Annotated in this window: 13 protein-coding genes; 6 read left to right on the top strand and 7 right to left on the bottom strand. The window is 44.3% G+C overall.

Features of this window, described 5'->3' with window-relative positions:
• Positions 1-276: 276 nt before the first annotated feature.
• From MHN09_RS16250 to ahpC, 5 genes are all read right to left on the bottom strand, one after another.
• Entirely contained in the window at positions 277-1761 is a 1485-nt protein-coding gene (locus MHN09_RS16250; protein WP_239241429.1) for a PepSY-associated TM helix domain-containing protein, read from the bottom strand.
• A gap of 10 nt (positions 1762-1771) precedes the next feature.
• Positions 1772-2308, bottom strand: a complete 537-nt coding sequence (locus tag MHN09_RS16245; protein WP_239241428.1) for a hypothetical protein — start codon at positions 2306-2308, stop codon at positions 1772-1774.
• Between the two features lie 9 nt (positions 2309-2317).
• Entirely contained in the window at positions 2318-4480 is a 2163-nt protein-coding gene (locus tag MHN09_RS16240; RefSeq protein WP_239241427.1) for a TonB-dependent siderophore receptor, read from the bottom strand.
• A 267-nt stretch (positions 4481-4747) separates the two neighbouring features.
• Positions 4748-6337, bottom strand: a complete 1590-nt coding sequence (ahpF, locus tag MHN09_RS16235) for an alkyl hydroperoxide reductase subunit F (RefSeq protein ID WP_014976359.1) — start codon at positions 6335-6337, stop codon at positions 4748-4750.
• A 181-nt stretch (positions 6338-6518) separates the two neighbouring features.
• Positions 6519-7082 carry an alkyl hydroperoxide reductase subunit C gene (gene ahpC, locus MHN09_RS16230; protein ID WP_014949268.1) on the bottom strand — a complete coding sequence of 188 codons (564 nt, stop codon included), beginning with the start codon at positions 7080-7082 and terminating at the stop codon, positions 6519-6521.
• A gap of 294 nt (positions 7083-7376) precedes the next feature.
• Between ahpC and MHN09_RS16225 the strand changes: the two genes are divergently transcribed.
• The 3 genes from MHN09_RS16225 (at position 7377) to MHN09_RS16215 (ending at position 11880) form a co-directional block, all read left to right on the top strand.
• Complete coding sequence (locus tag MHN09_RS16225; RefSeq protein WP_239241426.1) at positions 7377-8534, top strand: DUF2252 family protein; 1158 nt, start codon at positions 7377-7379, stop codon at positions 8532-8534.
• Between the two features lie 140 nt (positions 8535-8674).
• Entirely contained in the window at positions 8675-8965 is a 291-nt protein-coding gene (locus MHN09_RS16220; protein WP_342340152.1) for a DUF2252 family protein, read from the top strand.
• Positions 8966-9294: 329 nt separating this feature from the next.
• Positions 9295-11880, top strand: coding sequence for an ExeM/NucH family extracellular endonuclease (locus tag MHN09_RS16215; RefSeq protein ID WP_049586661.1), 2586 nt, complete (start codon positions 9295-9297; stop codon positions 11878-11880).
• 119 nt (positions 11881-11999) lie between these two features.
• On the opposite strand, the gene MHN09_RS16210 is transcribed toward MHN09_RS16215, so the two are convergent.
• A complete protein-coding gene (locus MHN09_RS16210) occupies positions 12000-13685 on the bottom strand; it encodes a response regulator (RefSeq protein ID WP_239241424.1) in 1686 nt (561 codons plus the stop codon).
• 208 nt (positions 13686-13893) lie between these two features.
• Positions 13894-14565, bottom strand: coding sequence for a 2OG-Fe(II) oxygenase (locus MHN09_RS16205; protein WP_014949263.1), 672 nt, complete (start codon positions 14563-14565; stop codon positions 13894-13896).
• 426 nt (positions 14566-14991) lie between these two features.
• On the opposite strand from MHN09_RS16205, the gene MHN09_RS16200 reads away from it, so the two are divergent.
• The 3 genes from MHN09_RS16200 to rluF all read left to right on the top strand — a co-directional run bounded on the left by MHN09_RS16200 (position 14992) and on the right by rluF (position 18453).
• Positions 14992-16548 (top strand): bifunctional GNAT family N-acetyltransferase/carbon-nitrogen hydrolase family protein, encoded by a 1557-nt coding sequence (locus MHN09_RS16200; protein WP_014949262.1) that lies wholly within the window; start codon positions 14992-14994, stop codon positions 16546-16548.
• A 191-nt stretch (positions 16549-16739) separates the two neighbouring features.
• Complete coding sequence (locus MHN09_RS16195; protein WP_014949261.1) at positions 16740-17552, top strand: hypothetical protein; 813 nt, start codon at positions 16740-16742, stop codon at positions 17550-17552.
• Between the two features lie 142 nt (positions 17553-17694).
• Positions 17695-18453, top strand: coding sequence for a 23S rRNA pseudouridine(2604) synthase RluF (gene rluF, locus MHN09_RS16190; RefSeq protein WP_014949260.1), 759 nt, complete (start codon positions 17695-17697; stop codon positions 18451-18453).
• The last annotated feature ends 463 nt before the right edge of the window (positions 18454-18916 follow it).

The raw sequence follows: 18916 nt of genomic DNA, 5'->3' as shown, positions 1-18916 counted from the left end.
AAACTACTTATTCTGCCGTAACAATATGCTTATTATCGTCTCTAGTTTAACTGCAACACACCTACCGACCGTGCAGTTAAGCTACTCACATATACACCTTCATCTGTCTGTATTGCGCCTGTAACAAAGGGAAATGCACCGCTGGGGTCTTGGTAACTTTGTAAAACCTCTCCGCTTTCGCTTATTTTAACAAGGTGCCCGTATGCTTGACCTTGCGGGCGCATGAACTGTGGCAGACGCTGTACAATTTTAAGCCCCTAATAGTTACAATAAGATTTACGCATTCACTCTTTTTTCTTGCGCTGATTGAGGCGCGTTGTTACTCGCGTCGGCTTCAATCTGAGTTTCTGCATTTTTAGCTCGCTTAATCAGCGTATTAGCACGATAAACACTCCACACCACGTACACCGCCATAGGTATATTAAGCTGAAGTGACGCAACCGATAGCGTCGCGCTTTGGTGCACAGCCGCATAGGCTATGAGTAACACCATTACGCTTAGGCCTGATATAAGCAACCATATCGGCTTTGTGAGTGATTTAACTCCCACTGTAATACCGGTATTAAATAGCATAAGGCACCAAAAAACGGCGATGAGCGAGCCTGTAAAAAACATATCTGCTACAGCAGTTAATGCGAGTGCACTCACACTACCCCACACCGTGCTGTACCAAAGCCTGCTTGCTAACGGCGGATGCGCCTTCTTAGACAGCCAAATCTCCATACCCGACACGCAAAGCATGGTCAGCATTACACCAAGAACAAAGTACAGCCATTTGCTGGTAAGGCCGGCGAAGTCACCGAAGTGCAAACGGTACATCGCCCATACCAACTGCTTACCCCATTCACCGAATTCATAGCCGGCCACACCGATAAAGTTACCCGCCGTATCGAATCGATAGCCTTCTGCGTAGATCATTCTATTGGGTGCCTTGGCATATATTTCGACGAACTGCTCTGGTTCACCGACTTCGTGTACCGTTAAAAATATTGGCGACTTTTCTGGCGCTAGCGTTTCCATTTGTGCAAACGCCCTACCAATAGCCGGTTTACCTTCCTGTGGCGCTAATACAGGGTCTGGCGTAAAGATTTTCTGGATAACCGCGTCGCGATCGCCTTCGTAATTTAGTGAGGCAACAACCACCAAAATGATCCCTGCCATACCAAAATATGCGCCTGTTATACCTATAACTAAATGAAAAGGCGCTGCCCATAGTCCAAAACGGTTGTGCAAATCAATTTGTGCTTGCTGACCGTTGCCACCCCGTCGAAGTTTAAAAGCATCTTTTGCTATTCGTTTGTGAGCAATAATTCCAGTGACGACAAGGGTACAGATGATAGCGCCCAAAGCGCTGACCAAAATCATTCCCCAACTTTGTGGCAAATTGAGATACAAGTGCAAGTTCACGAGCATTTCGGTAAAAGACACGCTTTCTTGCTCTAATAAGTTACCTTCACTGTCGGCAAAGTAAGCAGCATGATCGTTTTCTACCACCAACCGAGGGATATCTGATGTAGGGAAAACCACATAAAGATGGTGAGACTCCTGCGTATTCTGAGCCAAAAAGGTGTCCATCGCCTTTTCAACAACATCAGGAGAAACATTCTTCATTTCTTCAATATGCGGCTGTTCCCACCTTTCAAACTCTAAGTGAAAAACCGCAACGGTCCCAGATAAGCACACCAAAAAGAGAAGTACACTCAGAAAAACGCCTACCCAAGTATGTGCATTTAATGCATTTTGTTTTGTTATTTTATCCATCGATATTCACCTACATGGGGAAGAAAATAAGTATTGATAGGCAAAGCGCAGCCAAAACTGCGTAAGCAACAACAACTTTAATTTTGTGGGCGGTGGCAAGGTAGTGATAAACAATAAGACCCCACAAAATTGGCAACAGCACGATACCTGTAGCCAACTTCCCTGCTATTGAGAATGGAAGTAGCGCACATAGTCCTAGCGTCAATAACACGTTCACAACCAATAAAACAACCAGCACCACGATGTAGTTTGCGATGTTTCCTAGAACTGTACGTCGCGAGAAATCAAAGCTCCTCGGCTGAGGTACATTTTTTGGCTGAGGCAAATGCGTTTGGTTAAAGGCAATAAAAGGCCACACTAAAATGGAAGGGATACACAGCGCATACAGCACGCCAAACTCCCACCCCTGAGCATAAGACCAGCACACTGCTGCAACCAGCCATACGACAAGACCCAAATAAAGATACGTTGACGCTTGAGCGCGCCAACTTTTATAAATAACCCCTAAGGCTGCGAGTGTTAAACCACCCGCTGCAACTGAAAGCATGATAAATCCTTAAAACGAATAGGTTAGCGACGCGTTCACTGTTCTGCGTACACCAGGGAAACAGTCACCTCTGAATAAGCAAGACGTGAGATATTTTTTATCGGTCACATTTCTTACATTCAGCTGCAAATTCAAATTATCTGCTAGCTCGTACGACACCATCAGGTCACCAAGGGTGTAGCTAGGCGTGTCGTATCTGATGACACCATTCTCAGAAACTGATTCTCCCACGTAGCGAATACCAGCTCCTACCGTCAGCGCTTCAAGCTCAAGTGGAGAATAATTTACCCATAGGGATGCATTGCTGTCTGGCTGTGCTGACAACGAAAAACCGTTAGGATCTTCTGCATCCAAGACCGACGCCGCAAACTGCGCTGTTATCTGGCCAAAGTCTACGCGCCCTTCTAGCTCAATCCCTTCAATGGTCGTTACGCCTTGCTGTTGCGCCGCTTCGTCTGGTAATCCGTTAGGATTAGGAAGGTTTGAAACTTCAATATCGTAATATGCCAGCGTGATAAAACCAGGAACTGACGAGAGTTCATACTTAATCCCTGCCTCGTATTGACGGCCTTCTTCTGGCTTAAGCTGGTTGTTATTATTATCTAGTCCCACTACCGTCTCGAATGACTCAGCGTAACTAAGGTAGGGAGAAATGCCGTTGTCAAAACGATACAAAATTCCAGCTGAGTATGATGTTTGCGTGTCATCCTGCTCAGTTACGCCTGTATCATTATCAACGCGGTCGTGACGTAGGCCTAGCGTTACCCGCCAGTTTTCATAGGAAATTTGATCAGACAGGTATAACCCCGTGTCCGTGACTGTCTGTTCAGGCGCATCGTTGTAGATTGCGTCGAAAATGGCTTGCTCTGGTGCGCCTGTGTACTCAGGGTTAGCCAAGTCCAGAATGTACCTAAAATCACCTTGTAATACCCCACCACCAGCATAGTAAGCAGAGTTGGCGTCAGTTTTAACATGTTGATATTGTACACCCGCTAATAACTCGTGTTCGAAAGCGCCTGTTACAAAGCCCTTGTTTACACGAATATCAAAAGCGTGTTGATTAAACGTATTGTCTGCTTGATAAAACGTTCTCGGCACAAAGGTATCGGTAGGCGCGACCGGTGCCCCTACAAAAGCGTTTAGATAGCGAGTACCGCCCGTAAAAGTGGGCCACGCTTGGTGGTAGTCTGCCTCGCCATCTCGCCATAAGGCAGTAAATGAAAGTGACGTTGTATCGTTAATCAAGTGCTCGCCAAGCAAAGTAACTTGGTTCGACTTAGTATCAAATTTATTAAACCCTGGTTCACCTGCGTAAACATCTTGGTCGGGTAAATAAGTGCCGTCAGCCAAAGGCAATAACGTGCCTTCCACAGGAATAAACTGCGCTGCTGTATCGCTATCAGTATCTTGGAATAACCCGATAAGCGTTAGCGTTGTATCGTCAGAAGGCATGAAGGAAAGTGACGGCATGAATACTTGGGTGTCATCGCTAACATAATCAACCTGAGAGTCAGCATTACGATATATACCAACAAAACGCCCCATCCACTTATCATCTTCAGACAGGCTGCCGTTTACATCCACCCCAACTTGCGCGCGGTCGAAGTTTCCGTAGGACAACACCACTTCGCTTCCTTTGCCTAACGTCGGCGTTTTTGACACATAGTTCATTATGCCACCGGGAGAGCCCTGACCGTAAAGTACAGAGGCAGGCCCCTTAAGCAGCTCAACCTGTTCCATTGTGTAAATTTCAGCTCGCGTAGAATTATAGCTGCCAAACAACTCTTGAATTGAGTCGCGATAGCGCGGAATACTTAATCCTCTGGAAGAGATTGAATCGACTCGGGTGGCGTATCCGTATGACTCCCCCGTCACACCCGCCATATAGGTGGCAGACTGAGAAAGATTTAACACACCTTTTTGCTTTAAATCTAATGCGGTTTCAATGGAAATTGTACGGGCGAGTTCAACAATCGGTGTATTTGTTTTTGTTGCGCCAAACGGAGAACGCATGCCCACTACTTCAATCTTTTCTACTGCATTCGCTTCTGCTTTTTCCCCTGTTGCTTCTCGCTTATCTATAGCTAAGCCAGCGCCACTTTCATCTTCCTGAGCATGTGCGTGAGACACTAAGATAGCCGCTACCGCCAAGCTGAGTAATTTCTTATTCATGTTGAGTGTTTTCTGTTATTAATTTTTAAGACCCATCAATTCGCCTATTACAAGAATGAAGTGAACTGAAGGCTGCATTAGTACTTTCGTCTAATTTAGCAAAAATTTACACAAATGATAACCAGTATCATTCACATTAACATCAATAAGTAACAGAAAACGCGTTAACCGAGGTTGTTAAGTAACATAAAGATACGCGCATACAAAAAAGCCGAACTAACAGCGTTAGCTCGGCTTTAACTCTCATGAGAACTGAAAGGCTAATGACTATGCCGCTTCACTTTCCTGTTCAGACTCAACCACTTCATGGCTTAATAAGTATTCAAATGCAGCAAGCGATGCTTTCGCGCCCTCACCCATCGAAATAACAATTTGCTTATACGGTACTGTTGTTACGTCACCGGCTGCAAATATACCCGGCTCAGATGTATGACACTTAGTATCAACAATAATTTCGCCATACTGCGTCATGTCTACCGTGCCCTTCATAAACTGACTGTTTGGTACAAGTCCAATTTGAACAAATACACCTGCAAGTTCACGGGTGTGCACTTCGTTAGTTGAGCGATCTTGGTATTCAATTGCGTTCACTTTGCCATTTTCAGCAGTAATTTGGCGCGTTGCCGCGTTCTTGATAATGGTAATATTATCGCGCTTTTGAGCTTGATCGATAAGTACCTTGTCCGCTTTTAGTTCTGGCATAAATTCAAATACCGTCACCGATTTTACAATGCCTGCAAGGTCAAGTGCCGCTTCAATACCTGAGTTACCACCGCCAATGACCGCTACGTCTTTACCTTTGAAGAAAGGGCCGTCGCAGTGTGGGCAGTACGCAACACCATTACCGATGTTCTCTTTTTCGCCCGGAACACCAAGTTCTCTCCAGCGGGCGCCTGTCGCAACAATAACCGTACGAGTGCGGATCTGTTCGCCAGAAGAAAGCGTAATGGTTTTAATATTGCCTTTCTCAATGCTATCAACGCGTACGTGCTCTTTGAGCGTAATGTCGTAATCGCGTACGTGCTCCATCAAGTTACCAACAAGCTCAGGGCCCGTTGTTTTAGGTACTGAGATAAGGTTCTCGATACCCATGGTATCTTTAACTTGGCCGCCAAAAGTTTCAGCAACAATGGCAACTTTAAGGCCTTTACGGGCACTGTAAATCGCCGAAGCAACGCCTGCTGGACCACCACCGATAACCGTTACGTCTTGAAGTGGTAACGCATCGCCTTTGTTTGCTTCTTTAAGGCTAGGGTCGCGTTCAATTAACTTGTTGATAAGCACAGAGGCATCAACTTTACCATTCGCGAATAGCTCGCCATTAAGGTATACGCTAGGAACACCTTGGATGTCGCGCTCTTGAATTAGATTTTGATATAACCCGCCGTCGATCATTTCGGTCTTGATGTTAGGATTAATCAAAGCAAATTGATTAAGTGCCTGTACGACTTCAGGGCAGTTGTGACAGCTTAAGCTAATGAACACTTCAAAATTAAGTGGTTCATTCACCGCTTTCACCATCGACTTAACGCTATCGTCTAGCTTAAGTTCAGTACCCGCTGCATGCAGCATGGCAAGTACAAGCGAGTTAAACTCGTGACCACCAGGGATACCAGAAAAACGAATTCCCGTATCTTCGCCGTCAGCTTCCAACAAAAAGCTGATTGCACTGCGCAACTCACCATTTGTGTCACGCTCTTCTACGTTTAATTTTTCGCTTACTGAAGCAATGTCGGACAGAAACGTCACAAGCTCTTCACGCTTGCTATGTTCACCGGTCTGTACGACAAAGGTTACGTTTTTTTGCATTGACTCTGCATATGATTTCAATGCTTGTAAAATTTCTTTAGTTAACACGGTTATTCTGCCTTATTTTCGACACGCCGATCCCCGCCAACCTTTTGAAGGGTCAACAACATAAGCGGAAATTGGAAATTAATATCAGGGAGTGGAGACCCACTCCCTACAAATTATTTGCTTAATACTGTGCAATGCACGAAGCGCTGAGCTTTCATATATTAAGCGCTAAGCGTGCTGCTTAGATTTTGCCTACTAGGTCAAGTGAAGGTGCTAGAGTTGCTTCGCCTTCTTTCCACTTAGCTGGGCAAACTTCACCTGGGTTGTTTGCAACGTACTGAGCAGCTTTAACTTTACGTACTAGGTCATCTGCGTCACGGCCGATACCTTCAGAAGTGATTTCCATCGCTTGGATGATGCCTTCTGGGTCAACAACAAATGTAGCGCGGTCAGCAAGACCCATAGTTTCACGCATACAATCGAAGTTACGAGTGATTTCGCCTGTTGGGTCGCCAATCATTGCAAATTTGATCTTGTTGATCGTGTCAGAAGAATCGTGCCATGCTTTGTGAGTGAAGTGAGTGTCAGTAGATACTGAAAATACTTCTACGCCACGTGACTGAAGTTCTTCGTACTTGTCAGCGATGTCGCCAAGCTCAGTTGGACAAACAAATGTGAAGTCAGCTGGGTAAAATACGAAAACTGCCCATTTACCTTTGATGTCTTCGCTGCTTACGTCTACGAACTCGCCGTCTTTAAATGCAGTTGCTTTGAAAGGTTTGATAGCAGTATTAATCAATGCCATGTTTAATTCTCCATTTGGTTTAAATTATTTTCGCACGTTAAACACATACGAATACAAACTTTACGTTTATTGTGTCGACATGGTTTTGCAGTTTTGTGAAGATAATCACGTAACGCAAAATTCATGTCTCTCGAAACTGGTGATAAGAATAGCGCGCACAATCACAAAAAACTAATTGGTAAAAATGAATCGCTTAATCAGGTTATTTAATTGAACGATGAAAATTGAGCCAAAAATAGAGTGATTGTTTTGCAATACGGTTTCACCGGCTAAACTCTGCTGAATGAGAAAACTATGACCCATTCCCGACTACAGCGCATCTCCCACGAAATAATGCTAATCGATGGACACGCGCCATCTCGCACTTCGGCAAAGCATGCAAAAATGGAGGCCAGCCCCTTTGTTTTCTACAGAGGCAGTGCGCAGTTGTTTTACGCTGACATAAAAGCTGGCCTTATCAATTTTCCTAAAGAATGCGAGACAGTTCCCCTCACCAGCGTGATGGGAGACTGTCATACTTCCAATTTTGGCTTTCTCACAGAAGAAGGGTCTCACGGAGATACAGTGATCTTCTCACCCAACGACTTTGATGATGCGTGTGTCGGCAAAGCACACTGGGATGTGCTTCGTTATCTCACTTCATTGCACCTTGCCCAGATACATTGCCTAGGCACCGTTGATGGAAAGTATGCGTGCGATAACATCGACATCACTAAACCTGTTGTCAGCCACCAGCAGGTTATTAATGCGCAATACGCATTTATTGAGCGTTATGTAGAAACCTGTAGCCAAGTAGTAGAAAACGCCATGGTGATTAATGAAGCCATAGACTACTGCCCAGATGCCGTGCCAAGCAAGCTGACCAAACTATATAAAAAAGCCAAAGCCCGCAGCGCAGGAGGAGAAGACTTTACGGTTAAAAGTGCGCTGGCTAAAGCCGTTCATTTTGACGGCAAGACCTTGGGGTTTAAGGCCAACAGTGAGAAATTTTCTACCCTAAGCCCACAAGAATACGCCACGCTACTAGAAGCTTTTGCTCCCTACATGGACGATGCGGTAGTCGATATAGTGAAACGCCTGGACGCGGGCACCGGGTCGGTAAATATGGCGCGCTACTACTTTTTAGTAGGACCAGCAAAACCACATAATTCAGCAAGCTTTGCGCATTGTCATATTGTAGAGGTTAAGCAACAACGTGTTGCTGCGCCTATTTATTACTTTCCAGATTTTAACCCAGTTAATCGCCTAAATGCTGCACACCTTACAGCTCGATGCCAACGAAGAATGCAAAGAAAACCCGACTTAGTGCTTGATGAAGTTAAGTTTGAAAATGCGCATTACCTAGTTCGCTCCCGACATCACGCTAAAGTGGGAATCGACCCACAAGATATTGCAATGGGAAATAAAGCGATAAATGGTGGCTTTGAATATAATACCAATCCACACAGATAATCGCCCACTCAGAAGGCGCTGGCAAGTTTCCTAGCGAAGCGTGGGAATGCAGGAATGGCTGTTCCCTTTCAAATTCCCAGAATGAAGCTAGGAAGCTTGCCAGGCCTTCCCGGAGGGCGAGTTTAAAATGTCCGTACTCTTTGTTGTGTTACCTTGATGTAGAGCCACTATACCTGCGGCAACACGCCGCGATTACGAACATTTTAAATCTCGCTGCGTGGGTGATTATCTATGCGGATTGGTATCTTGCCGAATTGTGCGGGTATAGCCTTGCGCTAGCTCACTGCCGAGGCGATAGAAGAAGTACACGATTCGCGTCGTCAGCATCAACGTCTTTTTCTCAAGTAAAAAGCCTGCTCGTAAAAATAGCAAATCTTTATACAGAACAAGTAGTTGATGATCATGCGCTGTTCACTCGTGCGCTGAAATAAAGATATCAATAAAAAGCGTATTTTTTACCAGGCGAACTGTTGTCATAGACGTGTCGTTAGCATTACTTAACACCTATATTAGCTTTTGGTTAAGAGTTAAAGGTATGAGTAAACTTACCTGTAGATGATAAGAACTTGATATTTAAGCAATATTTTAAAAACAGCTTGAATAAGGTTAAGTCATTCCTATCCATTACAAATGCCCTTAGTGTAGTTCAAGCAATAAGAAAATTGCGCTTCACATATCACTCTGTTTTTTCTATTTCGGCAAAAGCAGAAGCAGTATTTATGTGAATTAAAAATAATGAAAACTACAAAGGGAAAATGACGTGAAAACATCATTAACTTTACTATCTGCAGGAATCATTTCTGCACTTTCTTCAACCGCCATCCAAGCTAACGATTTAGTCATTAGCGGTGTTATCGATGGACCGTTAAGCGGTGGTGTTCCAAAAGCAGTTGAACTTTTCGTAGTCAATGACATAGCAGATTTATCTACCTATGCCCTTGGAACTGCAAACAACGGCGGCGGTACTGATGGCGAAGAGTTTACGTTTCCAGCTGGTGCGTCTGCAAGCGCTGGTACTTATATCTACGTAGCATCAGAAATTGATGGATTTACTGCGTTTTTCGGTTCTGCACCAGACTACGATACTTCATCAATGGGTATTAATGGTGACGACGCTATTGAGCTTTTTAAAGATGGCAGCGTTATTGACACGTTTGGCGATATCAACACCGACGGTAGTGGCACCGCGTGGGAGTACCTAGACGGTTGGGCATACCGTACGTCAGGTCAAACAGCAAATGGCGGCAGTTTCGAAGCATCTAACTGGACTTACAGTGGTGTTGACGCGCTTGATGGCTCGACCACTAACACTGACGCTGCAACGCCGTTTCCAGCGGGTACATTTACCACTGAAGGTGGCGGTGACGTTGTAGAAGTTCCAGAAGAGCCTGCTGTTGAGCTAGGTATTTGCGGTGCAGACGCGACACTTATTAGTGCTATACAGGGCAGTGAAAGCAGCTCTGCTGAAGTTGGCAATAACGTTATAATTGAAGCTATTGTAACTGGCACACGTGCTGGCGGCTTCTTTGTCCAAGAAGAAGCGTCTGATTACGACGCTGACGACGCCACGTCTGAAGGCTTATTTGTAGAAGGTTCTGTCGACGTTGAAACAGGTAACCTGGTTCGCTTTTACGGTGAAGTAGAAGAAAACTACGGTATGACCACACTTGCTATGGATAGTGATGTGGCTGCACTTGATTGTGGTACAGCGGATGCTGTAGCAGCGGTAGAACTTTCTATGCCGTACGAACTTGACCTTGAAACCGTTGAAGGTATGGTTGTTAGCGTGACTGATGCAACAGTGACGAGTACAAACAACCTGTGGCGTTTTGGTGAAATCGTTGTTAGCGATACAATTAAACGCCAACCAAGCGACGTAGCTGCGCCTCTGTCAGAAGCTTATACTGCGGCAGAAGAAGCGAGCGAGACAAGCCTTCTTACAATCGAAGATAACAGCAGCTCGCAGTACCCAGATGCACTTAATTACTTCCCTACTTTCAGCTACGCTAATGCCATTCGCATTGGTGATTCGGTTTCTGCTGCTGGCCCACTAAACTACAGTTTTGGCACTTACAGAATTAATCCAAGCGACGTTATCGAAGTAACGTCTTCTCGCGAAGCAAACCCAGTGGTTACAGAAGGCAACCTATCTATTGCTACGTTCAACGTGCTTAACTACTTTAATGGTGAAGTAGATGCAAATGGCGACGTAAATTTCGATTATGACGAAAACCGCGGCGCAGACGATGAAGTGGCGTTTGAATTGCAACAGGGTCGTATCGTTGAAGCTATCGTTAACCTTAACGCAGACGTTGTCGGTTTGATGGAAATCGAAAACGATGGTTTTGGTGAAGATAGCGCTATCCAATCTCTAGTTAATGCTATTAACGCCGAACTTGGTGAAACCGAGCAATACTCATTCATCGCAACCAGTGATGGCAGTGAAATTGGTACGGATGCGATTACTGTAGGCTTGTTATACAAAGCTACAGTAGTGACGCCAGAAAATGATGCCATGGTAGTTGCTATGCCAGAGCAACAAATTGATGAAGATAGCCTGGCACGCATGCGCCCAAGCCTTCTTCAATCGTTTGTACACACTGAAAGCAGCAAATCGTTCCTTGTTGCCGTGAATCACTTTAAATCAAAAGGTTCACAGTGTGCAGAAGATGTGGCAGAAGCGCCGTCTGAAATTACCACGATTCAGGGTAGCTGTAACGCACTTCGTGTATCGGCAGCTATCACATTAGGCAACGCGCTAAGTGATGAGAGCCTGCCAGAGCGCAAGGTTATCTTAGGCGACTTAAACGCTTATAGCGCTGAAGATCCAGTAGCTGTACTTACCGATTACACACCTGAGTCTCGTGGATACACTATTACGACTGCGGTCAATACAGGTATGGATGAAGGCTCGTCAGTGGACGTAGAGTCTAGCTTCGGCTATCACAACTTGGCTGAAGAGTTTGATGCAGAAGGCTTCTCATATTGGTTCTACGGAACTGAACAGGTGGGTAGTTTAGATCACGTACTAGCAAGTGAAGCTATGCTTGCAGACGCCATTGACGGTGCTCACTGGAACATCAACTCAGTTGAAGCTTACCAGTTGCAGTACGATCAAGCGCTTCGTTATTACCCAGATGAAGACGGTTACGCCTTTACTGATGTTGGTCCATTTAGAAGCTCAGATCACGACCCATTCATCGCAACCTTTGACCTACAAGCAGACGTAGTTGAAGAGGAAGAAGAAGAAAACAATGATAGCTCAGGTGGAGCAATGGGAGGAATTCTTGCCCTGCTAGCTGCAGCGATTGGCTTTCGTCGTCGTTCGACTACTGTTAAGAAGTAAAAAGTGAAAGAATGAAGTACACGCTTAACGGGTGTGCTTCATTCACGTAAAAAAAGCTGCCTCAATGGAGGCAGCTTTTTTGTTGGTACTCTTTTCAATAACAGTCTGTGTAGTAACCGTTATGCTTTAACGGCTACCACACCGACTAAGTCAGCAGCGTTACTGTCATCCACCTCAATGCCGATTCGGCTTATATACTGATCGCGCTTTTCAGCCTGGGTTGGCGACAAGTCACTACTTAAAAGAAGCTTCGCCGCTTTATGGGCCGCTTCCATCTGCTCGTCTGTTAAATTATCCCCTAAGTGGATTTGAGTAATAACTTTTAACAAGCTCAGTGCAACTTGTTTGTCTTTAGGGGACAGTGTTAGTGCCTGGCGTAAATTGTTGAAGGCTGGCGACAACCGATTCTCTTTGTAGTTAACCGCAGCCATTTGCTTAAGCTCTTTTGTGGTAAATTGAATTTCAGTACGTTCAATCGACTCTTGATTCAGGTATTCATTTACCACTTGAGAAGTAAACGTGTCCCCTTCAATTTGCTTTCTAAGCTTATCTAAAATACTCACACAGTGTTCACGCATTCCTAACTCGTGAAATGCTTTCATTTTATCGAGGCTATCTTCCATCGAGAGTCCGTCGGTAGATGCCGAACGATCCTTCATCAACTTTTCAGCCTCTTTTTTGTCGTCTCGCAAGCACAAGACACGCGCTTTTACGACGTCAATCTGCTCGCCAAGCTGAGACTGCATGCCCTTTTGTTGTTTCAATTCTTCCAGTTCAGATTCTGCGCGTTTCATATAGCGTTCGCCTTCCGTACTGCCAAGGCTTGTGGCTAAATCAATGGTTGAACGAATAACATTGAGCGTTAGATGAGGTGAGTCATGGATAGAATTTTTAGCAAACTTTGCCATATTTTGAACGGCTGAAAGTTGCCCTGCCTTATCGTGGTTCAATCGAGCAAGATCCCATAACCGTTTGTTACGCTCAATATTGCGAGGTGCTAGCTTACTCGCCTCTTTCATTTGTTCGTAGGCAATATCGAACTGCTCTTTCTCAATAAAATACTGAGCAAGCAAGTCAAAGGTTAAGAATCGCGTGTCGTGGCGCTGCAATAAGTCATCAACCAGTAGCTGGGCTTCTTCTAATTCATCTTGTCGAAGCAACGACCGGGTTAAACCAATGTGAACCCACGCATGATCCATGCTCTGCAATAAGCTTCTAAAGTAGTCTTCCGCAGTTTGATAATCGCGAAGCTGCAATAAGCAATCACCAATTAAGCGTTTAATTCTGGTGTGATACTCCGATAGCGAAGGATCTTTTAACTGGCGCTCTGCATAGTACATAGCGGTGGAATAGTCCCCCACCTGCATACAATGAAGCATTTTATGTAGCTTTAACCTTATTTGGATAAGGTATTCCAAACGCAGCTCAATTTTGTTGCGCTGAAGAGGTTTGACCCAAAAGTCATCCGGTTGCAATTCAACAATACAATTAACCAATTCAGGCGATGTCTCTGCACTGAGAAAAATGACCGTGGTGGTGTCGTTGATGTGATTAAGGTGTTTTAATTCTTCAAAAAGGTGAAAGCCATCTTTGTCGTGACTGACGTTAAACGCCAGTAAAACAAAGTCGTATTGTCTTGCAGCACATAACCTTTTCGCGTGAAAGGCATTAAAAGCACTGCTTACGTTTTTTATTCCAATTTCATGCAACGCTGATGACACTACATCATGTACAAGCCCCTGGTTATCGATAACCAGCACATGTAATTCTTCTCTTGGGGTTGGGGCAGGTATTTTTTCCAGCATTTACCAATCACTTCTAACGTCTTTTCCCTAAGCGTCGTAATAGAATACTTGCTATTGCGACGGCACAATGTTGCGCGAGCTGTGCGCGAGAGGAGCTGGCCCATAATTCAAACCAGTTTTGTAATAATAGCGCGCATACAGCCTAAACTTATTATACATAAGTCTTGGTTTTTAGATACACGTGCGTTTCACAACGTGATTAGTGCTTTTATCGAGGCGGATCAATCGCGTCGTTAACGCTTCCGTTAACCCTAAACCAACCTGCAACCGAGTGACGGCTGCGGGCAGCAGGTAATACTTCATGAGGGAATTGTTCGCTCAAAAAGACAACGAAAGTACCTTTCGTTGGCAGCACTCTTGTTCCAATTAGATCACTTTCATCAGCGTAGAGCACGAGTTCTCCCCCATCTTCTGAAGTCCAGTCGTCATTCAAATAGGCGACTAAAGACAACACGCGATTGCCCTGGCCTTTAAACGCATCTACATGGCGTTTGTAAAATTTACCCGGCTCATAGCAGGCAAAATGACTTTCAAAAGAAAAAAGCCCCATAAAGAGCGAACGATTTACATACTGCTGCATGGCTTCACACCATGAAAGCCACAAAGCGCCTTCGCTAGATGAACCTGTAATCCAGCAAATCTCGTCCCCTCTAACTTTTTCAGCTTTTTGATAATTCTCTGCGCGACCAATACCTGCCGCTTGATATTCAGCTTCAGAGATCGAACGCTGGCAGGCCAAAAGTGCTTGTGTAATGAAATCAGGTAAACCATGCTCTTGAATAGAAAAGCCTTTCGTGACTAAGTCATCGACGATATTTTCAAATATGGCTTCATCGAAAACGTGAAGAGGCTGATACGACGCAAGTTGTTCTCTATTCATCAGAGCATTTCTACCTTTGAGCGGTTAACTAATCGTGTAGTTAGGAGCGGGTTGTGTATGTTAAAAAACTAGCGAACTTATACGCGGGGTTGAATCCTATAGCAATTGCATCACCACGCATTTTCCGCGCTATTTTTTTATCGATAAAAGAAAAATTGTTTGTCGTTAAGAAGTCGCACGCTTCTTGCTTATTTAATATCAATTTTAAAGTGAGCAAATGACGGTAAAGGTAAACTAAATCAATAAGTAAACCGAGGTGTATATTTTAAGAGGGTTGATTGAGAGACTTTTCTTCTGCCCTTGTTTCCGTTGCCATTACGTCTGCACATACGGATTGTAATTAACAGTTGAAAAACGCATGACAAGGCGGTTTAGTAAAGATATACGCAATGTACGTATTAAAATTTTTAGCAAAAAGAGTAACCCATGAGTCAAGATCAAACACAAATAGAAGAAACGGAACATCATCTAGACTTAAGAAACTTGAGACTGGACGACTACAACGATGTTAAAGCGTTAATGGATGAGGTATACGCCAACGTTGGAGGCGCATGGCCTTACTCTAACTATAAAGCCCAAGTTACTACATTTCCCGACGGGCAAATATGTATTGAAGATAAAGGCAAAGTGGTCGCTTTCGCCATTTCAGTGATTGTAGATTATGACCAGTTTGGGGATAAACACAGCTACGATGAAATTACTGGTGATGCTTATTTGACCACACACGATCCTAACGGTGATGTGCTTTATGGTGTTGAGGTAATTGTTTCACCCGAATATCGAGGTCTACGCCTTGGTCGTCGTCTCTACGAAGCGCGTAAAGAGCTCTGTCGTAATTTGAATCTAAAATCCATTATGGCGGGCGGTCGAATCCCGAACTATAAAAACCATGCGCATGAGCTGTCGCCTTATGAATACATTGAGCAAGTAAAGCTCAAAGACATCTACGACCCGATTTTAACTTTTCAACTTTCAAATGGATTTGAAGTCAAGCAAGTCATGTCAGCTTACCTTCCAGAGGATGAAGCGTCACAGGGTTATGCGACGTTACTTCAGTGGCACAATATTTATTATGAACCTGGCACACCTTCCCTCATCGCCAGCAGGAAGACCAGCGCGCGAATCGGATGTATTCAATGGCAAATGCGTTACTTCAATAATGTAGAAGAGCTTTTACAACAAGTAGAGTACTTCGTCGATGCCTTGTCTGACTATTCTTGCGACGTTGCCCTGTTCCCTGAGTTTTTCAACGCGCCATTAATGGGCCTAAGCCCGTCAGATTCATCCATTGATGCAATTTGGCATTTAGCGACCTATACCGATGAGATTTTAACTGCCGTGTCTCATTTGGCCGTATCGTACAATATTACGATTATCGCAGGATCTATGCCTGTGGTAGAAGAGGAAGAGCTCTATAACGTCAGCTACATTTGCAAACGCGACGGCACGATTGAAAGCCAGTATAAGCTTCATCCAACACCTCACGAAAAAGAAGATTGGATAATGAAAGGCGGAAACAGCCTTAAGACATTTGATACCGACTTCGGCAAAATCGGCGTTTTGATCTGCTATGACGTGGAGTTTCCAGAGCTTGCGCGTATTCTTGCCGATCAGGAAATGCAAATTTTGTTTGTCCCCTTCTGGACAGATACCAAAAACGGTTATCTGCGCGTGCGACGCTGTGCGCAGGCCCGCGCTATTGAAAACGAATGCTACGTGGCAATTGCAGGTAGCGTAGGTAACTTACCCAAAGTGGACAACGTAGATATTCAATATGGGCAAACCGCGGTTTTCTCGCCAAGTGATTTCGCGTTCCCACATGACGCAATTGTCTCTGAGACCACGCCAAACACAGAAATGACGCTCATTGTTGATTTGGATTTGGATAAACTCACTAAGCTTCAAAATGAAGGCTCTGTGCGGAATTATCTTGATAGAAGACGAGATTTGTATCGCGTTGAATGGATCGGCGATAAGCAGTAGCGCTACGCTTTAAGGAAATTCTCGGATTTTATGGCTTATGTATAATTGACATTGAGCATAAGCCGTAGAATTTCCTTTAATTTAGCGATAACATGCTTTAGCGCGCAAATATAAATGTGCTGTCTTCTTATTGAGTTAAAGCATCTAAATGCGATGAAGTTAGCACTACATAACGAGATTATAAATTTACTATGGCAAATAATTCGAAAAACGATGAGTTTCCAACCATTAGATTGGATGAAGAAGACCGTCGTGATTACCAAACAAAACGTCAGGCTGCGCCAACAAAAGCAACGCCTCCACCTTCATCTGCCCCATCAGCAAACCGCCAACCCTCTGGTGGTGGAAACGGTAATGGAATCTGGGTTGTATTCGTTGCCGTCATCGCCTTGGCCGCCTGTGGTGGTTGCTATTACCTGTACACCATGCTTGAGCAACAGAAAGCGGTTGCTGAGCAAGCGGAGCAGCGCATTTTGCAGTTAGAAAACAAGTTATCTGCTACAGGTGAAGAAATTGGTGAATCTACTGTTGCCCTGCAAGTTAAAGTTACTGAGCTAACCAACAAGACAAACGAGCTTTGGGAACAAATGGATAAGTTGTGGGCGTCAGCTTGGCGTCGTAATCAACAAGAGATTGCTGATCTTGGCGACCGCGTAGGTAACGTTCAAAACGCCTTGAATAAGAACATCAACTCAGTTTCAGAAAATGTAAAATCGCAAGCAGCGGCCATTGGCTCGGTTAAGAATCAACTTGCTTCGTTAGCTGATGAACTGCTCGCTGTTAATGTTCAACTTGAGCAAGCAGCAAGCGATAAACAAAGCGCTCAGCAAAGCGTACGCAATTTAACCGACAAATTGTCTGTGTTAGAGCAACGCAATACGACCTTATCTGGCCGCATTACCAGTTTGGAAAACGAAATTCGCGATATAGCAACCAAAGTAGTATCTAGCGGTGGTTCAACGGGTGGAAGTGGTTCGGCTCCTTCAGCTGCAGGTAACCAGTAAACCAGATTAAATCTGTTGTAATAGTATACAACCGAGAATAAAAACCACGGTTTAATGCATAAAAAAGAAAGGGGCGAATCGCCCCTTTCTTTTTGCCGTGATAATATTGCCCTCTTTTGAAATCTATAGGATCTAATGCGCAATGAGTGAGCAAGCGCCCAAACGTTTAAATAAATATATTAGCGACACTGGCCTGTGTTCTCGCCGTGAAGCGGATAAACTCATTGAGCAAAATCGCGTTACCGTTAATAACCAACCACCTGAACTGGGTACGAAAGTGGGGCCTGGTGACACTGTAAAGGTAGACGGTAAAGTTGTAGGCGCAGTAGCCTCAGACAAGTCAGATCGCGTATATATTGTCTATAACAAACCCATTGGTATCACCTGTACAACTGAGCGTCATGTCAAAGGCAACATTATTGACGCTATCGGTCACAAGGAACGTATTTTCCCCGTAGGAAGGTTAGACAAACCATCGGAAGGCTTAATCATTTTAACCAGCGATGGGGACATCGTGAACAAGATCCTGCGCGCTGAAAATGCTCATGACAAAGAATACGAAGTTACGGTTAACCAACCAATCAGTGAGCGCTTCGTCAACCGTATGTCTCGCGGAGTACCAATTTTAGGGACGGTGACGAAGCCTTGTGTGGTTAAACCCACGGGCAAAAATACATTTACCATTATTCTAACTCAGGGTCTTAATCGACAAATCCGCAGAATGTGTGAGTTTTTAGGGTACGAGGTCACCAAACTAAAACGAACCCGAATCATGCACCTTGAACTCGGCTCACTAAAACCTGGCCAGTGGCGTAACCTAACAAGCCGTGAACTAACTATTATGCAAAATGCAGTTCGCTCTTCTACAAAAACAGCGAGCAAAGTTGAGTTGCGTAAATAAATGAAACTACTACATTTAGTAGTAGTTTATTGATAAGACAATTTAAGACTTTGAAAAACGGACATTATCATTTTTTTTCGGTAAAGGATTTTCCCCCTAGTGCTGAAATATTGGCTAACTACGATGTATTTTTCGTGGTGGCTTCTGTTGTTATTGCAATATCTGCTTCCCTTATCTCTTTCGTTCTTTCTGCGAAGATGTCGCAAACATAATTACAAAATGAGCGAGCATTATTGCAGATGAGCGGATGTTTGAAGATAAAAAGCAAAACATACCGTCGAACTAACGCGTAGTACAAACACAAAGTTAATTGGATGGCTTCATACATGTACTAGGGTGTATTGCACTTCGCTGTACATTTTTGCATCGAGTAGGGTGAGGCGTCACCGCCTCATCCCTCTCACAGAACCGTACATACGGGCCTCGTATACGGCTCATGTACATAGTTATTTAGCGTAATTGC

Origin of the sequence: Alteromonas sp. MmMcT2-5, assembly GCF_022348315.1 — a bacterium.
GTDB lineage: Bacteria > Pseudomonadota > Gammaproteobacteria > Enterobacterales > Alteromonadaceae > Alteromonas > Alteromonas macleodii.
This window is presented reverse-complemented; position numbering and strand designations above follow the sequence as displayed.

Excerpts from the sequence above, each read along its gene's own strand:
- MHN09_RS16200 (WP_014949262.1), top strand. The coding sequence starts at position 14,992 with ATGAGTCAAGATCAAACACAAATAGAAGAAACGGAACATCATCTAGAC.
- MHN09_RS16210 (WP_239241424.1), bottom strand. The coding sequence starts at position 13,685 with ATGCTGGAAAAAATACCTGCCCCAACCCCAAGAGAAGAATTACATGTG.
- MHN09_RS16245 (WP_239241428.1), bottom strand. The coding sequence starts at position 2,308 with ATGCTTTCAGTTGCAGCGGGTGGTTTAACACTCGCAGCCTTAGGGGTT.
- MHN09_RS16205 (WP_014949263.1), bottom strand. The coding sequence starts at position 14,565 with ATGAATAGAGAACAACTTGCGTCGTATCAGCCTCTTCACGTTTTCGAT.
- rluF (WP_014949260.1), top strand. The coding sequence starts at position 17,695 with ATGAGTGAGCAAGCGCCCAAACGTTTAAATAAATATATTAGCGACACT.
- ahpC (WP_014949268.1), bottom strand. The coding sequence starts at position 7,082 with ATGGCATTGATTAATACTGCTATCAAACCTTTCAAAGCAACTGCATTT.
- MHN09_RS16225 (WP_239241426.1), top strand. The coding sequence starts at position 7,377 with ATGACCCATTCCCGACTACAGCGCATCTCCCACGAAATAATGCTAATC.
- MHN09_RS16195 (WP_014949261.1), top strand. The coding sequence starts at position 16,740 with ATGGCAAATAATTCGAAAAACGATGAGTTTCCAACCATTAGATTGGAT.
- MHN09_RS16240 (WP_239241427.1), bottom strand. The coding sequence starts at position 4,480 with ATGAATAAGAAATTACTCAGCTTGGCGGTAGCGGCTATCTTAGTGTCT.
- MHN09_RS16250 (WP_239241429.1), bottom strand. The coding sequence starts at position 1,761 with ATGGATAAAATAACAAAACAAAATGCATTAAATGCACATACTTGGGTA.